The 16,363-nt window shown below is 33.6% G+C and carries 8 protein-coding genes; all 8 read right to left on the reverse strand.

What is annotated here, in order from left to right; translation table 11 throughout:
- Nucleotides 1–92 precede the first annotated feature (92 nt).
- A complete protein-coding gene (locus tag H526_RS0109815) occupies nt 93–851 on the reverse strand; it encodes a glycoside hydrolase family 16 protein (protein ID WP_027392838.1) in 759 nt (252 codons plus the stop codon).
- 1 nt (nt 852) lies between these two features.
- On the reverse strand, nt 853–3,177 hold the full coding sequence (gene bglX, locus H526_RS0109820) for a beta-glucosidase BglX (RefSeq protein ID WP_027392839.1): 2,325 nt from the start codon (nt 3,175–3,177) through the stop codon (nt 853–855).
- A 106-nt stretch (nt 3,178–3,283) separates the two neighbouring features.
- Nucleotides 3,284–4,900 carry a glycoside hydrolase family 16 protein gene (locus H526_RS0109825; RefSeq protein WP_035085127.1) on the reverse strand — a complete coding sequence of 539 codons (1,617 nt, stop codon included), beginning with the start codon at nt 4,898–4,900 and terminating at the stop codon, nt 3,284–3,286.
- A 46-nt stretch (nt 4,901–4,946) separates the two neighbouring features.
- Nucleotides 4,947–7,004 (reverse strand): hypothetical protein, encoded by a 2,058-nt coding sequence (locus tag H526_RS30765; protein WP_027392841.1) that lies wholly within the window; start codon nt 7,002–7,004, stop codon nt 4,947–4,949.
- A 20-nt stretch (nt 7,005–7,024) separates the two neighbouring features.
- The gene (locus tag H526_RS0109835; protein WP_027392842.1) at nt 7,025–8,485 is read right to left on the reverse strand and encodes a RagB/SusD family nutrient uptake outer membrane protein; all 1,461 of its coding nucleotides are present in this window, start codon (nt 8,483–8,485) and stop codon (nt 7,025–7,027) included.
- Between the two features lie 14 nt (nt 8,486–8,499).
- On the reverse strand, nt 8,500–11,538 hold the full coding sequence (locus H526_RS0109840; protein ID WP_027392843.1) for a SusC/RagA family TonB-linked outer membrane protein: 3,039 nt from the start codon (nt 11,536–11,538) through the stop codon (nt 8,500–8,502).
- 254 nt (nt 11,539–11,792) lie between these two features.
- The gene (locus H526_RS0109845; RefSeq protein ID WP_027392844.1) at nt 11,793–14,600 is read right to left on the reverse strand and encodes a helix-turn-helix and ligand-binding sensor domain-containing protein; all 2,808 of its coding nucleotides are present in this window, start codon (nt 14,598–14,600) and stop codon (nt 11,793–11,795) included.
- On the reverse strand, nt 14,601–16,247 hold the full coding sequence (locus H526_RS0109850; protein ID WP_027392845.1) for a solute:sodium symporter family transporter: 1,647 nt from the start codon (nt 16,245–16,247) through the stop codon (nt 14,601–14,603). It abuts the gene before it with no gap.
- Nucleotides 16,248–16,363: the final 116 nt, after the last annotated feature.

Here is a 16,363-nt window from a genome sequence, read left to right on the forward strand (position 1 = left end):
CTTAAATCTGATTTCAGTTGTATATTGAATATATACGATGCCGAAATCAAGGGTAGAGCTGAATTAAATATTCCTTGTTATTATAATGGTTTTTATTTCCAGATTTTGATATAATCAATCACAAATTGCTTTGGAAAGATAGTATCATCAACTTCTGGACCCCCAAAATTACCACCAATGGCAAGGTTAATAATTATATAAAATGGCTTATTAAAAGGCCACGTTTTATCATTTTTTTCCTCTGGAGAAAATGTATAAACCAGTTTGTTATCTATATAAAAATCAATTTTTTCTTTAGTCCAAGCGGATTTATAAACATGAAAACCTTCTTCTATTGCATAATCAATAGTTTTCTTAGAGTTCTCAGTATCACCAAAGCTTTGTCTTGTGTGCAAGGATGTGTATATCGTATGAGGTTCTTTTCCCACATATTCCATAATATCTATTTCTCCACAATCTGGCCAACCTATTTCATCAATATCACCACCTAACATCCAGATAGCAGGCCATAAACCATGTCCTGTGGGAAGTTTAGCTCGTACCTCTATAGAACCGTATTGAAACTCCATTTTGCCTTTTGTAGTTATCCTACTAGACCCATAGATATCGCCTTTTTTAGTCGCAGTAATAATCAAATTACCGTTTTCTAATTTGGCATTTTCTTTAGTATAAATTTGTCTTTCATTATTACCCCAACCACATAAGTTAGGGCATCCATCTCCTAATTGATAATTCCAATAAGACTCATTTAACTGAGGTTCATCAAAATTTTCTTCCCAAATAATTGAATTCGATTCTTGACAAGAATAAAAGAATGATAAAAGAATAAAATAGGTTAAGAGTTTTTTCATTTTACTTTAATTCAAAAGTTGATTTAATAGTTTTATCAGAGCTTCCTCCTATATAGACTTCAAACCCTCCTTTTTCTACAATCCAATTATTATCATTATCATAAAACCCCAAGGTCTCAGCGTTCAATTCAAAATTAATTGTTTTAGTTTCCCCTGGTTTTAAAGAAGTCATTTCGAAACCTTTCAATTCTTTTATTGGTCTTGTAACGCTTGCAAAAAGATCTTTAATATATAATTGCACCACTTCTTTTCCTTCATAATCACCTGAATTAGTTACATCAATAGACACTTTAATTTTTGGAGTGTTAACCGAAATGTCTTGTGCGTCTATCTTAAAATTACTATACTCAAAACTAGTATAACTTAATCCGTGACCAAATGCATATAACGGAGTGTTCTCTTGATCCGAATAATGTGACCAAAAAACAATATCAGGAGCTGGTTCTACGGGTCGACCTGTACTTTTATGATTATAATAAATCGGTACTTGACCTACATTTCGAGGAAATGACATCGGTAATTTTCCGCTAGGATTATACTCTCCATATAAAACCTGAGCTATCGCGTTTCCGCTCTGTGATCCAAGGTGCCAAGCCTCGACGATAGCGGGAATATGTTCGTCTGCCCAAGTAATAGCCAATGGTCTCCCGTTGTTTAAAACTAAAACGATATTCTTATTGACTTTATAAATTTCTTCTAAAAGATCTTGTTGTACGCCAGGTAGATCAAGTTCTGTTCTACTTCTGCCTTCTCCACTTTGGAAACCAACTTCACCTAAAACCATTACCACTACGTCAGACTGCGCTGCAACCTTAATTGCTTTTCCAAACTCACTTTTGTCTGTAGTATTAATTTTAGTTTCCGTTACAAATGCCGTATTTCCTAAAGAAACATCAGCTCCTTTGGCATACACTAATGTATTGCCTTTATATTGTCTCATTCCTTCTAAAACAGAAACAGCTGTATTATCATCTGCGGCAATTCTCCAACTTCCTAATGGGCTATTTTTATCTTCTGCTAAAGCTCCAATTAAAGCTATTTTCTGTCCTTCCTTTTTTAGTGGAAGTAATTTATTATCATTTTTAAGTAATACAATGGATTTTTTAGCAACATCAAGTACTGCCTCATGATTTTCTTTACTTCCTAAAATTGTTTTCTCTCTATTCGCATCACAATATTTATAGGGATCATCAAATAAACCAAGTTCATATTTTACTCTAAGAATTCTTCTTGCCGAATCCTCTATCAAATGTTCTTTTACTTTTCCTTCTTTAACTAAGTCAGCTAAATGTTCTACATATAAATAGGATTCCATATCCATATCTGATCCCGCATTAACTGCCATTTCTGCGGCACTTTTACCGTCTTTTGCATATCCGTGAGCTATCATTTCCGTAATCGAACCCCAATCTGAAACTATAAAACCATTAAAATTCCAATCCCCTTTAAGAATATCTCTCTGTAACATTTTATTCCCTGTTGCGGGTATACCATTAAGCACGTTAAACGAATTCATAAACGTTTTTACTCCTACTTTATTTGCAGCTACAAAGGGAGGAAAAATCATATTGTTTAAGGTAGAAGTTCCCACATCTACAGTATTATAATCTCTTCCAGATTCAGAAAAACCATATCCTGCAAAATGTTTTGCACAAGCTGCAATTGTATAATTCTCTGATAAATCTTCACCTTGAAAGCCTTTTATTCTAGCTACCCCAATTTTAGAACCTAAAAAAGGATCTTCTCCTCCACCTTCCATAACTCTTCCCCATCTGGCATCTCTAGATATATCCAACATTGGTGCAAAAGTCCAATTAATTCCAGCTGCAGAAGCTTCCAAAGCTGCTACCTCAGCAGATTTTCTAATCGCTTCCATATCCCAGCTTGCTGATTCTGCCAAGGGAATCGGACTCATTGTTTTATATCCGTGTATAACATCAAACCCTATAATAAGAGGAATTCCTAATCTTGATTCTTCTACGGCTATTTTTTGTACTTTCCTTACATCTTCAACTCCTCTAACATTTAACATAGAGCCTACCCAACCTTTTCGTAAGTGTTCATATTTTTTAGCAGCTACTCCTTCCTTAGGTTGTGGTCCCGTTAAATCCCAAAAACCGTTATATTGATTCATCTGACCAATCTTTTCTTCTAAGGTCATAATAGCAAGAAGTGAATCTACTTTTGCTTCTATTTTACTATCTAAACCGTCCGAAACGATTGTTGTATTAGTAGTAATACCTTCGGGTTTCTCTGAGGAAGAATTGCAACTCACTAAAAACAAACTACAAAGGATACTAACAAATATGAAATCACTCTTTTTCATTATAAACAATCTAAAAATTTTATTTAAGCATTATTAATGTTAATGAGGAAGGCTATCTGTGGTAAATAACCTTCCTGCTAAAAACAATTTAAAACTAAGTGTATATCTATTGATAAACTCTTACATAATCAATTTCCATAGTAGACTCTGTAAATGCAGGATCTATGGCTCCTCCAAAAGTTCCTCCCATTGCTACATTAAGTATCATAAAGAAGTCATTATTATAAAATGGCAAATTATTAGCATAAGGAAACGTGTGATATGGATTACCATCAATAGAAAACACAATTTCCGATGATGACCATTCTACACTATATACATGAAAATCTGTAGAAGCACCTGCAATATTGGTTTCTTCAAAAATTGCATTACCTCCACTATTTCCGGGGAAATGAAGTGCACTGGATACTACGTCTTGATTGTTACCAACATGTTCCATTATATCAATTTCTCCACAATTAGGCCATCCAACTTCTGTAATATTTGAGCCTAACATCCATATAGCTGGCCAAGTACCTCCTCCTGTTGGTAATTTAGCACGAACATCTACTTTACCATAAGTAAATGAAAATAAACCCTGAGTTTTAATTCGTGCAGAAGTATATCCTCCATTTTCTGCTCTTGCCGTTATTTTAAGTAATCCATCTTCTACAATTACATTACTAGCATCATTTGTATACGATTGCGATTCTCCATTACCCCAGCCATTATCTCCAGTGCCTAGATCATATGTCCAATTTGCTGTATTTGGAGCACCATTTGTATCGAATTCATCCGCCCAAACTAATGTATCAAAAGGAGGTTCTGCTATATCATCTGTCCCAGAATCTTCTGGTACAAATGTATGATACCAAGCTAATTGACCTCCTCCAAAATCACTTGAAACTTCCTGAATACCTCTAACACTAAGTTTATCCGCAGTAAGTTCTAACACTTGATATTCCATAGCGCCAGACCAGTAAGATAATGTACTATTCTCTACACTAATTATTCTTGTTCCTTCTTCGTTTTCAAAAATCACAAAACTAGTATTTGTTGCAATCTGATCTGTAATATCTCTACACTCATCTACAAACTGCGTTGGTGTATCATTTGGAAAAAATCTAGTTACTTCTGCCCAGTTCATAAAAGTTTGATTGGCGTCACCCGTGATTAGCTCAAAACTATAATTATCATTAGCATCATAACTAAAAACAAGTACATCATCATATATGCAAGGGTCTAATTGATTAGGAGAAGCACTAAAGAATTCTGGAAAATCATTGGTAGTCGGTCCAACACCGAAATGTCCACCAACACTACTATCCCAAATCCATCTTTTACTACCATCCCCACCAATCATCTGGAGTGTTGCTTGATCTATAAACAATCGCACATCTAAATCTAGTTCAATTGTTTGAGAAGAAGATGTACCTCCTGTACCAAAAGCAACTACCGTAATAAAAACCGAATATTGTCCAGATTGTGTATATCTAAACGTTTGCGATTCTCCTGGTTGTGCCACTAATGGGTCTCCATTTTGAGTAAAGAAAACATGAAAATTAAGTGCATCGTCTGCTTGTGGAGTAATTGTAACATTACCCGTTTGCCCATCCTCTATAACCGCATCAATCTGTAGATTTGATGGCGGTAGAATTGTTCCTAATTCTGCATCATCATCCTGACAACCGAAAAATGTTGCTAAAATTATAAATAGCAATGTTTTTTTATATATCTGTATCATTTAAATCATTTTTAGTCTTCAACTTTACCTTTTAGTCTTATAAATTCTAAAGACGTATTAGTCTATACTGCCAGAATACTCCAGAACCCGCTTCGACAATAACTGATATCGTATTTGTGTCTATAAAAGTTATACTATATGTAATAGTGCTTGGTACTGCTACATTAGGTAACTCTCCTTGGTTATTTGCTTTTGCCAAACCAATATACGCTCCATCTCCATTTACTGTTAATGTTCCTGCTGTTTCGTCATAAATATAGCTTGCTGCATTGGATCCATCGTGAGGAGCAACTGGTGTACCACATGCATCACTTCCTCCTTGCCATCCTTCAATCCAAGATTCACCATTTAACACGTTGCTAAAAGTACCATCAGAACTGAAAACGTAGAGATCATTATAATAACAAGCTCTTTCTGCAACACAGGCATCATCGCAAGCAAACCAACTGGTATCTCCTGGTGTTGGACCTACACCTAAAGCTCCTGCTTCTGGGGCAAGTTTCCAAACTCCTTCAATTGGCGTTGAGTATGTTTCTCTAACTAATCTATACTGCCAAAATACTCCTGAACCAGACTCTACAATAACACTAATCGTATTATTATCAATAAATGAAACGTCATAAGTAATTGAACTAGGAACTGCAACATTAGGAAGTTCTCCCTGATTATTTGCTTTTGGCAATCCTACATAAGCTCCTTCTCCATTAATTGTTAATGTACCTGCTGCTTGATCATAGTTATATGTAGCAATGGCATTCCCGTCATATGGTGCAACCGGAGTACCACAAGCATCACTTCCTCCTTGCCATCCTTCAATCCAAGTTTCGCCTGTAAGTACATTGCTAAAACTACCATCTGTATCGAAAACATATAAATCATCATAATAACACGCTCTTTCTGTAACGCATGCATCGTCGCAAGCAAACCAACTAGTATCACCAGGTGCTGGTCCTACACCTAAAGCTCCAGCTTCTGGGGCTAATTTCCATACTCCTTCAATACTAGCCATAACAGAACTTGTTAATTCTATATCATCAAATAAGTATTCTGAATCGTCTCCTGCAACATCAAAATCAAAAAAGATTACTACTTTTTGATACTCATTATTAGTATCTATTGCACTGAAATCAAACTCTAATTCTTCCCAATCATTGGCTACGGTATTAGTTACATCTACTTCGTGCGCTATATTTCCATCAGAAATATTTTCAACTTTCAATTTTATTGTTATTCCGCTTTTTGGAGAAAACACTTTTACCTTAAACAATTTATTACTGGAGAAATCTATTGGGTTTTCTAACTGTAAAAAAGAACCTGCAAATACTTGCGCTCCAGAAGGTTTTATAGTTTGTCCAACTCTTGCACTTGTATTTAAACCTGCTTGATTTGGATTATCTATCACTTGTGAAGAAGCATCTCCAAAACTGGTAAACCCATAATTTACTGTAAATGACTCGAAATCTACTGGCAATGTAACTGGATCATTTGCTTCTGTAATAGTCACTACTTGTGTAGCTTCTGTTGTTGCAACACCTGCTCCTCGAGCAACCACTCTAACTGTATAATCACCAGGACTTTCATAAGTATGCTCCAATATTTCACCAGGCATTATAATTGTTGGTTCTTCATTTTCTACATCTCCAAAATACACATCAAACAACATTGCAAAATCGGCGTTCGCACTCACCCTAACTATGGCAGGGTTTACTGTATCTTGATCTAATGTTATTTCTAAGTTTTCTGGTGCTCTAAATGAGATTGTTAAAAGCTGAGAGAACTCACTAGTAAGTCCGGTCGCTCCAACGGCAACAACTCTTGCCGTAAAAGTACCTTCTCCATAAATATGTTCTGCGGTACTTCCTGGAGATATTATGGTTGGTTCTTCATTATCAACGTCTCCAAAATAGATCTCAAATGACGAAGTAGCTTCACCACTTGGTGTTACGGAAACGAGTCCCGTATCATCTTGCGTAATATCAAAAACTGCATTTACCTCTGTTGGTGCTGATATACCTTCAAAGGCATATGAAACATCATCTTCTTTACAACTGTTAAAACCAGCCGCTAGAATAATTATAATTAATAATGATTTTAAAAATTTCATCTTCTTCTAATTTTTTATTTTTAGTATCCTGGATTTTGTTCCCATCTATTTCCGGCCAATTGAATTTCTATTAAAGGAATAGGAAATATTTCGTGTTTTCCTATAACGAAACCATCTATTTCGGCTGCAGCTCTACCTGTTCTTACTAAATCGAAAAAATGATGTCCTTCTCCTACCAATTCTACTCGTCGTTCTTGATAAATTGCATCTGCTAAGGCAGTTCCTGTTACAGTAACATCAGGTAATTGAGCTCTAGTTCTTACTCTATTAAGGTATGTTTGCGCCTGACCATCATTACTAGGTGATTTTCGATTGTGTGCTTCTGCTGCCATCAGCAAAACATCTGCAAATCTAATTGCCCGATAATTATTAGGATTAGTAAGGTTAGCATCTCCGGTATTAAGATCTCCTTGACGAGCAATATATTTTCTATTAAAATATCCAGTATGTTCAAAACCTATAGAAAAAGTTGCTCCTTGAGCTGCAGCCCAAGCATCTATATCCAAAATAGCTACATCTAGTCTAATATCTCCAACTTCAAATGCATCTACAACTTCTTGAGTAGGTACATTAAAGCTAAAACCTGAATCAAATAATGGTCCCGAATAATTTCTGATTCCATTAAAACCAACAGCTACATTACCTTCACTACATTGTAAACAACCAAAACCAGCACCTTCTACATCTGTATATTGTACTTCGAAAACGGATTCAATATTATTTTCTCCTTCTTGCTCAAAAATTGTATTGTAATCAGTCACTAAATCGTAAGGTCCTGCAATCACAAGATCTAACACATCTGCAGCTTCCGTAAATTTATCTTGAAATAAATATACCTTACCTAAAAGCGCTCTTGCTGCTCCTTGAGTTACTCTTCCAGTTTCTGCTTGTGTTACTGGTAAATTATCAGCTGCGAATTGTAAATCTTCCTCTATCAGTGCATATACATCTTCTTTAGCAGATCTATCTATACCGGTTTCTTCTCCAAATAAAATTCTTTTATCTATTGCCAATGGCACATCTCCAAACCATTTAACTAATTCAAAATAATAGTAAGCTCTTAAAAATCTGGTCTGAGCGATCACTTCATCTTTTCCAGAAAAATCGGTTTTATCCTGAAACTCCATAATATAATTCGCTCGATTAACTCCAGCATACATCCAACTCCATATATCTCTAAGTTGTGCATTAACAGGCGTATGCATCATGTCATCTATTTCCTGTATACCAGGTGTATCTGATGCGCTTTCTCCACCAGCCAATGTGTTATCAGATGCAATCTCTCCTAACATTACATTGATATAGGTAGACTGCAATAGATCGTAAGCTCCTATCAATGCGTTTTGATAATCTTCTTCGCTATTAAAAAAGTCTTCTGAATTTTCATCCTCTGAAGCTACATCTACAAAATCGTCACTACAGGAAAAAATTATAGTAAATAGTGCTAAAAAGACTACTACCAATTTGATATTATTTTTCATCTTTTTCATCTTGATTAAAATTTAAGATTTACACCTAATAAATATGTTCTTGGTACAGGATAAAACCCTTGATCAATACCTGCTCCTATTGGACTTGCAGTGTTTGGATCTGGATTAGATTGATACGCTGATGGATCATATCCTTGATACTCCGTAAATGTGTATAAATTATTTACGGATGCATAAATTCTAAATTTGTCCACACCAATTGGTTTCATAAATTGATCCGAAAAGGTATATCCCAATTGTATATTTTGAATTCTTAGATAAGAACCATCTTCTACATAAAAACTAGAAAACAAACTATTAGAATTAGCACCTGTCGTTACTCTTGGAAATGAATTCGTAGTTCCTTCGCCTGTCCAGCGATTTAAAAATGCATTACTTCTATTTACTAACGGCTGATTTCGCTCATAATTCCTAACAATATCATTCCCTACCGAAGCGAATGCATATGTTGTAAAGTCAAAATTCTTGTATTCAAAACCAACATTTAGACCCATAGTAGCATCTGGAATAGGATTTCCAATATCCGTTCTATCATCAGAATTAATTTCTCCATCTCCATTTACATCAACGTATCTAAGATCACCTGGAGCAGCATTTGCTTGCGTTGCGTGAGCATCTACTTCTGATTGATTCTGAAAAATTCCATCTGTTTGGAGTCCATAAAAATAACCAATCGGTTTACCCGCTTCCATTCTTGAAGGAGGATCTTGACCTACTCCAAAAGAACCACCAGCAATAAAACTATTTTCGCTATTTACTGATACTACTTCATTATCTAAAGTCGTAAGATTAAAACTTATGTTGAACTTAAAATCTTCTGAAAATTGATCATTATAACTTATTAAAAACTCATACCCTTTATTTTCTACAATACCAGCATTAATAATTGGTGGAGCTGATCCTGGTGCCGAAACCCCCAAAATTCCTGAAACAGGTGCAACAACTAGTAAATCTTCTGTTCTTTTTTTGAAATAATCAAATGTGATATCTATTTTATTATTAAACAGCCTTGTATCAAACCCTATATCCAAAGTCTTTTGTTGTTCCCATTTAATTTCTGGATTTGATAATTGCCCAATGGCAGTACCTATTATTAATTCATCATCAATTACATAAGCTCCTTCTCCGTTTAATAATGAAACAAATCCAAAATCACCTATTCTATCATTTCCAATAACCCCATAACTTCCTCTAAGTTTCAAGAAATTTAGCCAACTACTATTATTCAAGAATGACTCGTCTGATACTACCCAACCGACTGAAGCAGAAGGAAAATATCCAAACTTGTTTTTGGGTCCAAATTTTGTAGATCCATCTCTTCTAATTACAGCAGAAAGTAGGTACTTCCCCTTATAACCATATTGTAATCTTGTGAAATACGATAGTAACCTACTATCGAAAGTGTTTCCTCCATTCTGAAAATTATCGACTACGTCCGATGCTTGCGAAATATTAGCATTATCATATGAATTATCAATAATATCGAAACCGGTAAAACCCGTAAATGTTCCCGTTGTTTTAAAAACAGACATTCCTAATAATACTTTTACATCGTGATCATCAGCAAATACTTTTTCATATTTTAGAAAATTATCCCAAGTAAAATCTCTAAAGAAATTTTTAAACTCTGTAACACTACTTCTATCTACATTAAACACTTTTCCTGATCCGTAAAACACTTCTGGAGAAAAGACTTTACCATCAACTTCTGAATAATTAAACTGAAACCTTGATTCTGCTGTAAAATTGCTTAGAAAATTATATCTCAATCCAAAAGTTGCTCCAACTCGATTAACTCTTGTATTATTAAACGTATTTTCTATTTGCGCTATTGGATTAATCACTTCATTTCCTAAACCTTCTGCCAAAGTAAAATCTCCATTTTCATCTCTAACTGATAATGTAGGAGCCATATTTAAAGCATTAAACAAAACAGATCCTAACGTATTTTCTAATAATGTTTCCCTATTAGTCTGTGTAAAAATCCCTGAAGTTGTGAACTTAAAGTTTTTAGCAAAATCTAAACTGTAATTTAATCTCCCTGTAAAACGTTCGAAATTAGCATCTGATCCACCTACAATTCCATCCTGTGTCAAATAAGAAGCTCCTCCTGAATATGTGGAGTTTTCACCACCACCAGAAACATTAAGATTTATATTAGAAATTGCTGCTGTTCTAAAAATTTCATCTTGCCAATCTGTTCCCTCACCTAATACGGTAAAATTAGGAAATGGCGGAGTTTGCCCACCAGCAGCAAACGACTCATTAATAATAACACCGTATTCTGTGGCGTTAAGTACCGGTAATCTTCTTGTAGTTTCCTGAAAACCAGCATAAGAGTCTACTTCGAATTTTAAATCTGTATTGCGAACTCCTGACTTCGTTGTAATAAGAATTACACCATTTGCCGCTCGCACACCATAAATACCAGCGGTAGCATCTTTAAGTACATTAATACTTTCTATATCATTTGGATTTAGTACACTAAGATCCTCTATTACATTTCCATCTACCAAGATCAATGGTCTACTATCTCCATTTGTAGATATTCCACGGATGGATATCGTAGAACTACTTCCGGGAGATCCAGATTGTGATGTGACATTTACACCTGCTACCTGCCCTTGCAGTGCTTGTTCTATTCGTACCGGATTTAATTCTTCAATAGTTTCAGCTCCCACAACAGAAACTGCTCCAGTAATTTCTTTTTTAGTCTGTGTTCCATATCCTATTACAATGACCTGTTCTAGAGATTCACTATCCTCCTCCATTATAATATTAATAACAGGATTCTGACCAACTGTAATTTCTTGAGTAGTAAAGCCTACATATGAAAAGGATACAACACTTCCAACAGATACACTGTTTAAACTGTAGTTTCCATTAAAATCTGTCACTGCTCCGTTAGAAGTATTTTTAACAATGACATTCACTCCTGGTAACTCTAGTCCATTGGCATCTTTTACGTTTCCTCTGATCTGAATTTCCTGAGCATTAATAACTGTTGTTAAAAACACAGCCATTAAGAAATAAGCAATTTTCATAAATGTTTTCGTTTGATTTACTCAAATTTACCGACGAACATTAAGAAATCGTTAATAACCAACCACAACAAAAAACATACAGTATTTTAGAATACTTAAAAAATTAATAACTTTTTTACGGAAAAACCCAATAAAAACAGGAAGTAATAAAAGTTTCTTAATTATTAAAAAAATGTAAAGAAAGTATTACTGTAATAGCACTACAACGTTGGAGTATAGGTAATGTTGTGGTGATAAAAAGACATGTTGTAGTCCTAAATTTCAAGGATGTAGTTCACTAAACTATCTGAATGCTCTAATTCTAGTTTTTTTCTTAAACGATATCGCTTAATTTCCACACTTCTTACAGAAATGTTTAACAATGGTGCTATTTCCTTAGAAGATAAATTAAGTCGTAAATAGGTACAGAATCTTAAATCATGAGGAGTTAAATTATCGTGCTTTGCTTTAAGTTTTTTCAGAAAATCTTTATCTACACTATTAAAAGCTTCTACAAAATGATTCCAATCGTCCTTATTATTTAAGTTTCTATCAATGATTCGTTCTACATTTTTTAATCCACCTCGCTCAGACTCCGATTTCTGAAGTTCTTTTTTAATAGTATTAAGAATTTCGTTCTTTTTAATAATATTCATTGTAGAAGAAGCTAACTCTCGATTTTTACTATCTATATCCTGAGTTAATTTTTCATTATTAAGTTTCATTATTTCTCTTTCACTCTCTAATTGCTTAAGCTCAAGTTGTTTTTTGTTTTCTTCAACCAACTTTTCTCTTTGCTTTGAATAATAACGTTTGTATGCTCTGTGCATTATCAACAATAAAACCAAAAATAAAACAGAATATATGATAATAGCTAAAACAGAAAAATACCAAGGCCTATCAATAGTAAATTTATACTGTAAGACATTATCGCTCAGATCATTCCCAATTTTAGCTCGAACCTTAAAAGTGTACTCTCCGAATGGTAAATTCTCGAATACAATGTTGGTTTTTGTACTCCAACTACTCCAGTCTTCATAAAAGCCATCTAACTTATACTGAAACTTTGAAATAAGGTATTTATCATATTCGGGAATTGCATATGAAAAAGAAACTGTATTTAAATTAGATTCGAAAACAGGAGATGTATCTAGAAAATCGATTTCTTTGAATTCTGTAGTCTTTTTCTTTGCAAAAACTTTTTCTAAAATAATCTGATGCTCTCTAGACTGAACTCTAGATAAATCCAAAATCATATATCCATAAGTAGTTCCTAAAAGGTATTTATCATCTATTAAATGAAGGATATTTTCAAAACCTATCATTTCCTTTCTCAAGACATACGGTACAGGCACTTTTATTACATCTAAATTATCCGAAAATTGACTTTGAAAAATATAATCCAATTCATCTTCAGCAAAACTCCAAAGTCCTCCTCTATTATCTTTTACAAGTTTTCCAATACCTTTTTTTTCTATATCAAAAGCTTTGCTAATTAAATTGTTTTCTTCAAACTTTCTCTTTTCTTTATTATAAGAAAACACTCCTTTCTGATGTGCATAGAAAATATTGTTTTTATACTTGGCAATACTAGAGTTTTTACCTTTTGGGGCCGTTGTATCCTTTACAACTTTTTCCACTTTTGTAAAGTTCTTATCCAGTGTTAAATTAAAAAGTCCTTTGTATTCATGATTGATCCATAATTGATCTTCATATATTTCTAAAAACCTTGCAGAATAATCAAACCCTTCTATTTTATGTCTCAATCCCCATGTATCATTTTGTTTTTGTAATATACTAAGGCCTCCATAATGCCCTTGCAATAACCAATCAGGATGTCCTGGAACTACTCGAAAAATCCAAGTCCCACCAATAGCACAGATTAAACGAGAACTATCTTCTTCTATTTGAAAAGTTCCCGAATCATGACCACAGAACAATGTATCATCATAGCTAAAAAGATTCCAGACTTGTCCGTTCGTACCTTCGACAAATTTAAATTGCTCATCCTTACCTAATCTCTTGTAAAACAACCCTTGATTAGTTCCTAGATACAATAAGTCATTAAAAACTATGGTAGTATATACGGTACCAATTGTCCCTTTATCATCATTAAAACTCTGTATAGGTGATTTTAAATTCAGACAATTAATTCCATTGTCCAAAGCGAGCCAAATATTTCCATCCATATCTTCAAAAGAAGATAATACCGTATTGTTATTTAACCCTTTGTTCTGATTAACCTGATAAATAACCTCACCTTTATCAGATAGGTAAATAAGTCCATTAGATATTGTGCCTACGACTATACTGCCATCTTTAAGTGTTGTACTACTATAAACCGTAGCGTCGTTTAATAGATCATCTGATTCTGTATTCCATTTACTAACTTCTCCATTAGAAAACTCAAAAAAACCTTTTGTGGTTGTAAGTACAAAAATCTTGTTATTAGATTTCCAAATGTTTACAATCTTATCACTTATTACCTTAGCACTATCTATTACTAATATTGGCTGTCCTTTTTCGATTTTATAGATCCCATTATTTAAATCATGATAATAGATTGTACCATTAACATTAAAAATATTGGTAAGAGTTAATTTAGACTCTATTATTGAAATTTCTTCTGTAATAATATTGTATAAGTAAATCCTATCTAAGGACTGAAATAGTATCCAATCACCCTGATTTACTATATGCCAAAACTGCTCATCTTCTATAAGCTTTTCTTTTATAGTATCACTAAGTGAGTTGTATTCAAGTTTGCCAAAATTATTCTTTTTCCAATATCCAAAGTTCATATAGAAACCTGTATAAACACGCTGATCTACAACTTTTACAGATCGTATTACGGTTTCATTTGGTGTTGGGTACAATTCCCAGTTGGCACCATTAAACTCTAAAAGACCTTTATTATTCGCTACATAAATATATTTATTCTCAGCTTGAGATATAGACCAGTTTTGTGTTTCTCCTCCATAAGCATCTGGAGAATAAACTTCTATCGGCGGTAATTCTTGGGCAATAATTATCGCCGAAAAAAATAGAGATAAAAATAAAAATGTCTTTTTAATATATTTCAATTATTTAAAATAGATATAGGTAGATATAACAATTAAACATACTATAGCACCTACAATTTTTGTGTATTTCCAAGGAGTAATATCTACTTCCTTAGTATATTGCTGTTCATATGCTTCTTCTCTTGGATACAATTTACCAATAATTAACATGATAATTATGTTAACTACAAAAAGAATTGCCATTACATGTAAAAAATGAGGATAGGCAGATGCTTCTACTCTACTTAATTCAGATAAATCAGTAATACCATTAGCCTTTGCAGCATCTACTGCGTTACCCTGAAGTATTGGTTTTATAACAAATTGACTCAAAATATATAATACAGATCCGGAGATAATACCAATTTTACCAGCTATAGCAGGTACTTTTTTCGTAAGGTACCCTACAACTATGATGGTCAAAATAGGAATACTATAAATTCCATTCACCTCCTGTAAATAATCAAAAAGACTCCCAGCATTTGCTATAAATGGAGCCACAGCCATAGCTAATACTGCTAATAAAACACCAAAACTTTTTCCTGCTTTTACTACTTGCTTTTCACTTGCTTCCTTATTGATATATTCTTTGTAGATATCAAGACCAAAAAGAGTAACCGAACTGTTTAATGCACTATTAAATGAACTTAAAATTGCTCCAAACAATACTGCCGCAAAGAAACCAACTAAAGATACTGGTAATACTCTACTAACTAAAGTTGGATATGCCTCATCTGCAACCTCTAACTCTCCATTAAAAAGATGAAATGCTATAATACCTGGTAATACAACTATAATAGGACCCAATATTTTTAGAAATGAACCTAATAATAGACCTTTTTGACCTTCTTTAAGATTTTTAGCACCTAACGCTCTTTGTATAATAGCTTGATTTGTACCCCAATAAAACAATTGAACCAACATCATTCCGGTAAATATTGTTGCAAAAGGGATAGAAGATTCACTATCTCCAATTACCTTAAATTTTTCTGGGTTTGTAGTCATCAATGTATTAATACCTTCAGAAATACTACCATCTCCAATTTCTAATAAACCAAAAACCGGAATCATAATACCTCCTATTAGTAAACCAACAGCATTTATTGTATCAGATACTGCTACAGCCTTTAATCCCCCGAAGATTGCATAAATTGATCCTATCACACCAATACCGATAACACAAATCCAGATAGAAGTTTCTTTAGAAACCCCTAATAATCCTGGGACATCAAACATAGTACTAATTGCTAAAGAACCAGAATACAATACAATCGGTAGAAAAACTACAACATAACCAGTTAAAAACAAACCTGATGTAATTGCTTTCGTTGTAGTATCATATCTTCTTTCTAAAAATTGTGGTACAGTTGTGATTCCTCCTTTTAAATATCTGGGTAATAAAAAAATTGCAGTGATTACCATAGCAATGGCGGCCAATGTCTCCCAAGCCATTACTAAAATACCTTCTGTATATGAAGAACCATTTAACCCAACAATCTGCTCTGTGGATAAATTAGTAAGTAGTAAAGAACCCGCAATTACTACAGCAGTCAAACTACGTCCTCCCAAAAAATAACCATCTGAAGAAGTTTCATCGGTTTTTCTTGTAGCCAAATAAGATATAATAGCAACTAAAAGTGTGAATCCTACGAAAGAAATAATACCCATATTAAAATTTTAATGATTTGTTAAAAATCATAAAAATATCAGATATTATTCAATACCATTAAGAATTATATTAAAAAAATAAGGATGTAAAGTTTTTGTATAGGTCTTATTAACAA

The organism is Aquimarina latercula DSM 2041 (assembly GCF_000430645.1).
Classification (GTDB): Bacteria; Bacteroidota; Bacteroidia; order Flavobacteriales; family Flavobacteriaceae; genus Aquimarina; species Aquimarina latercula.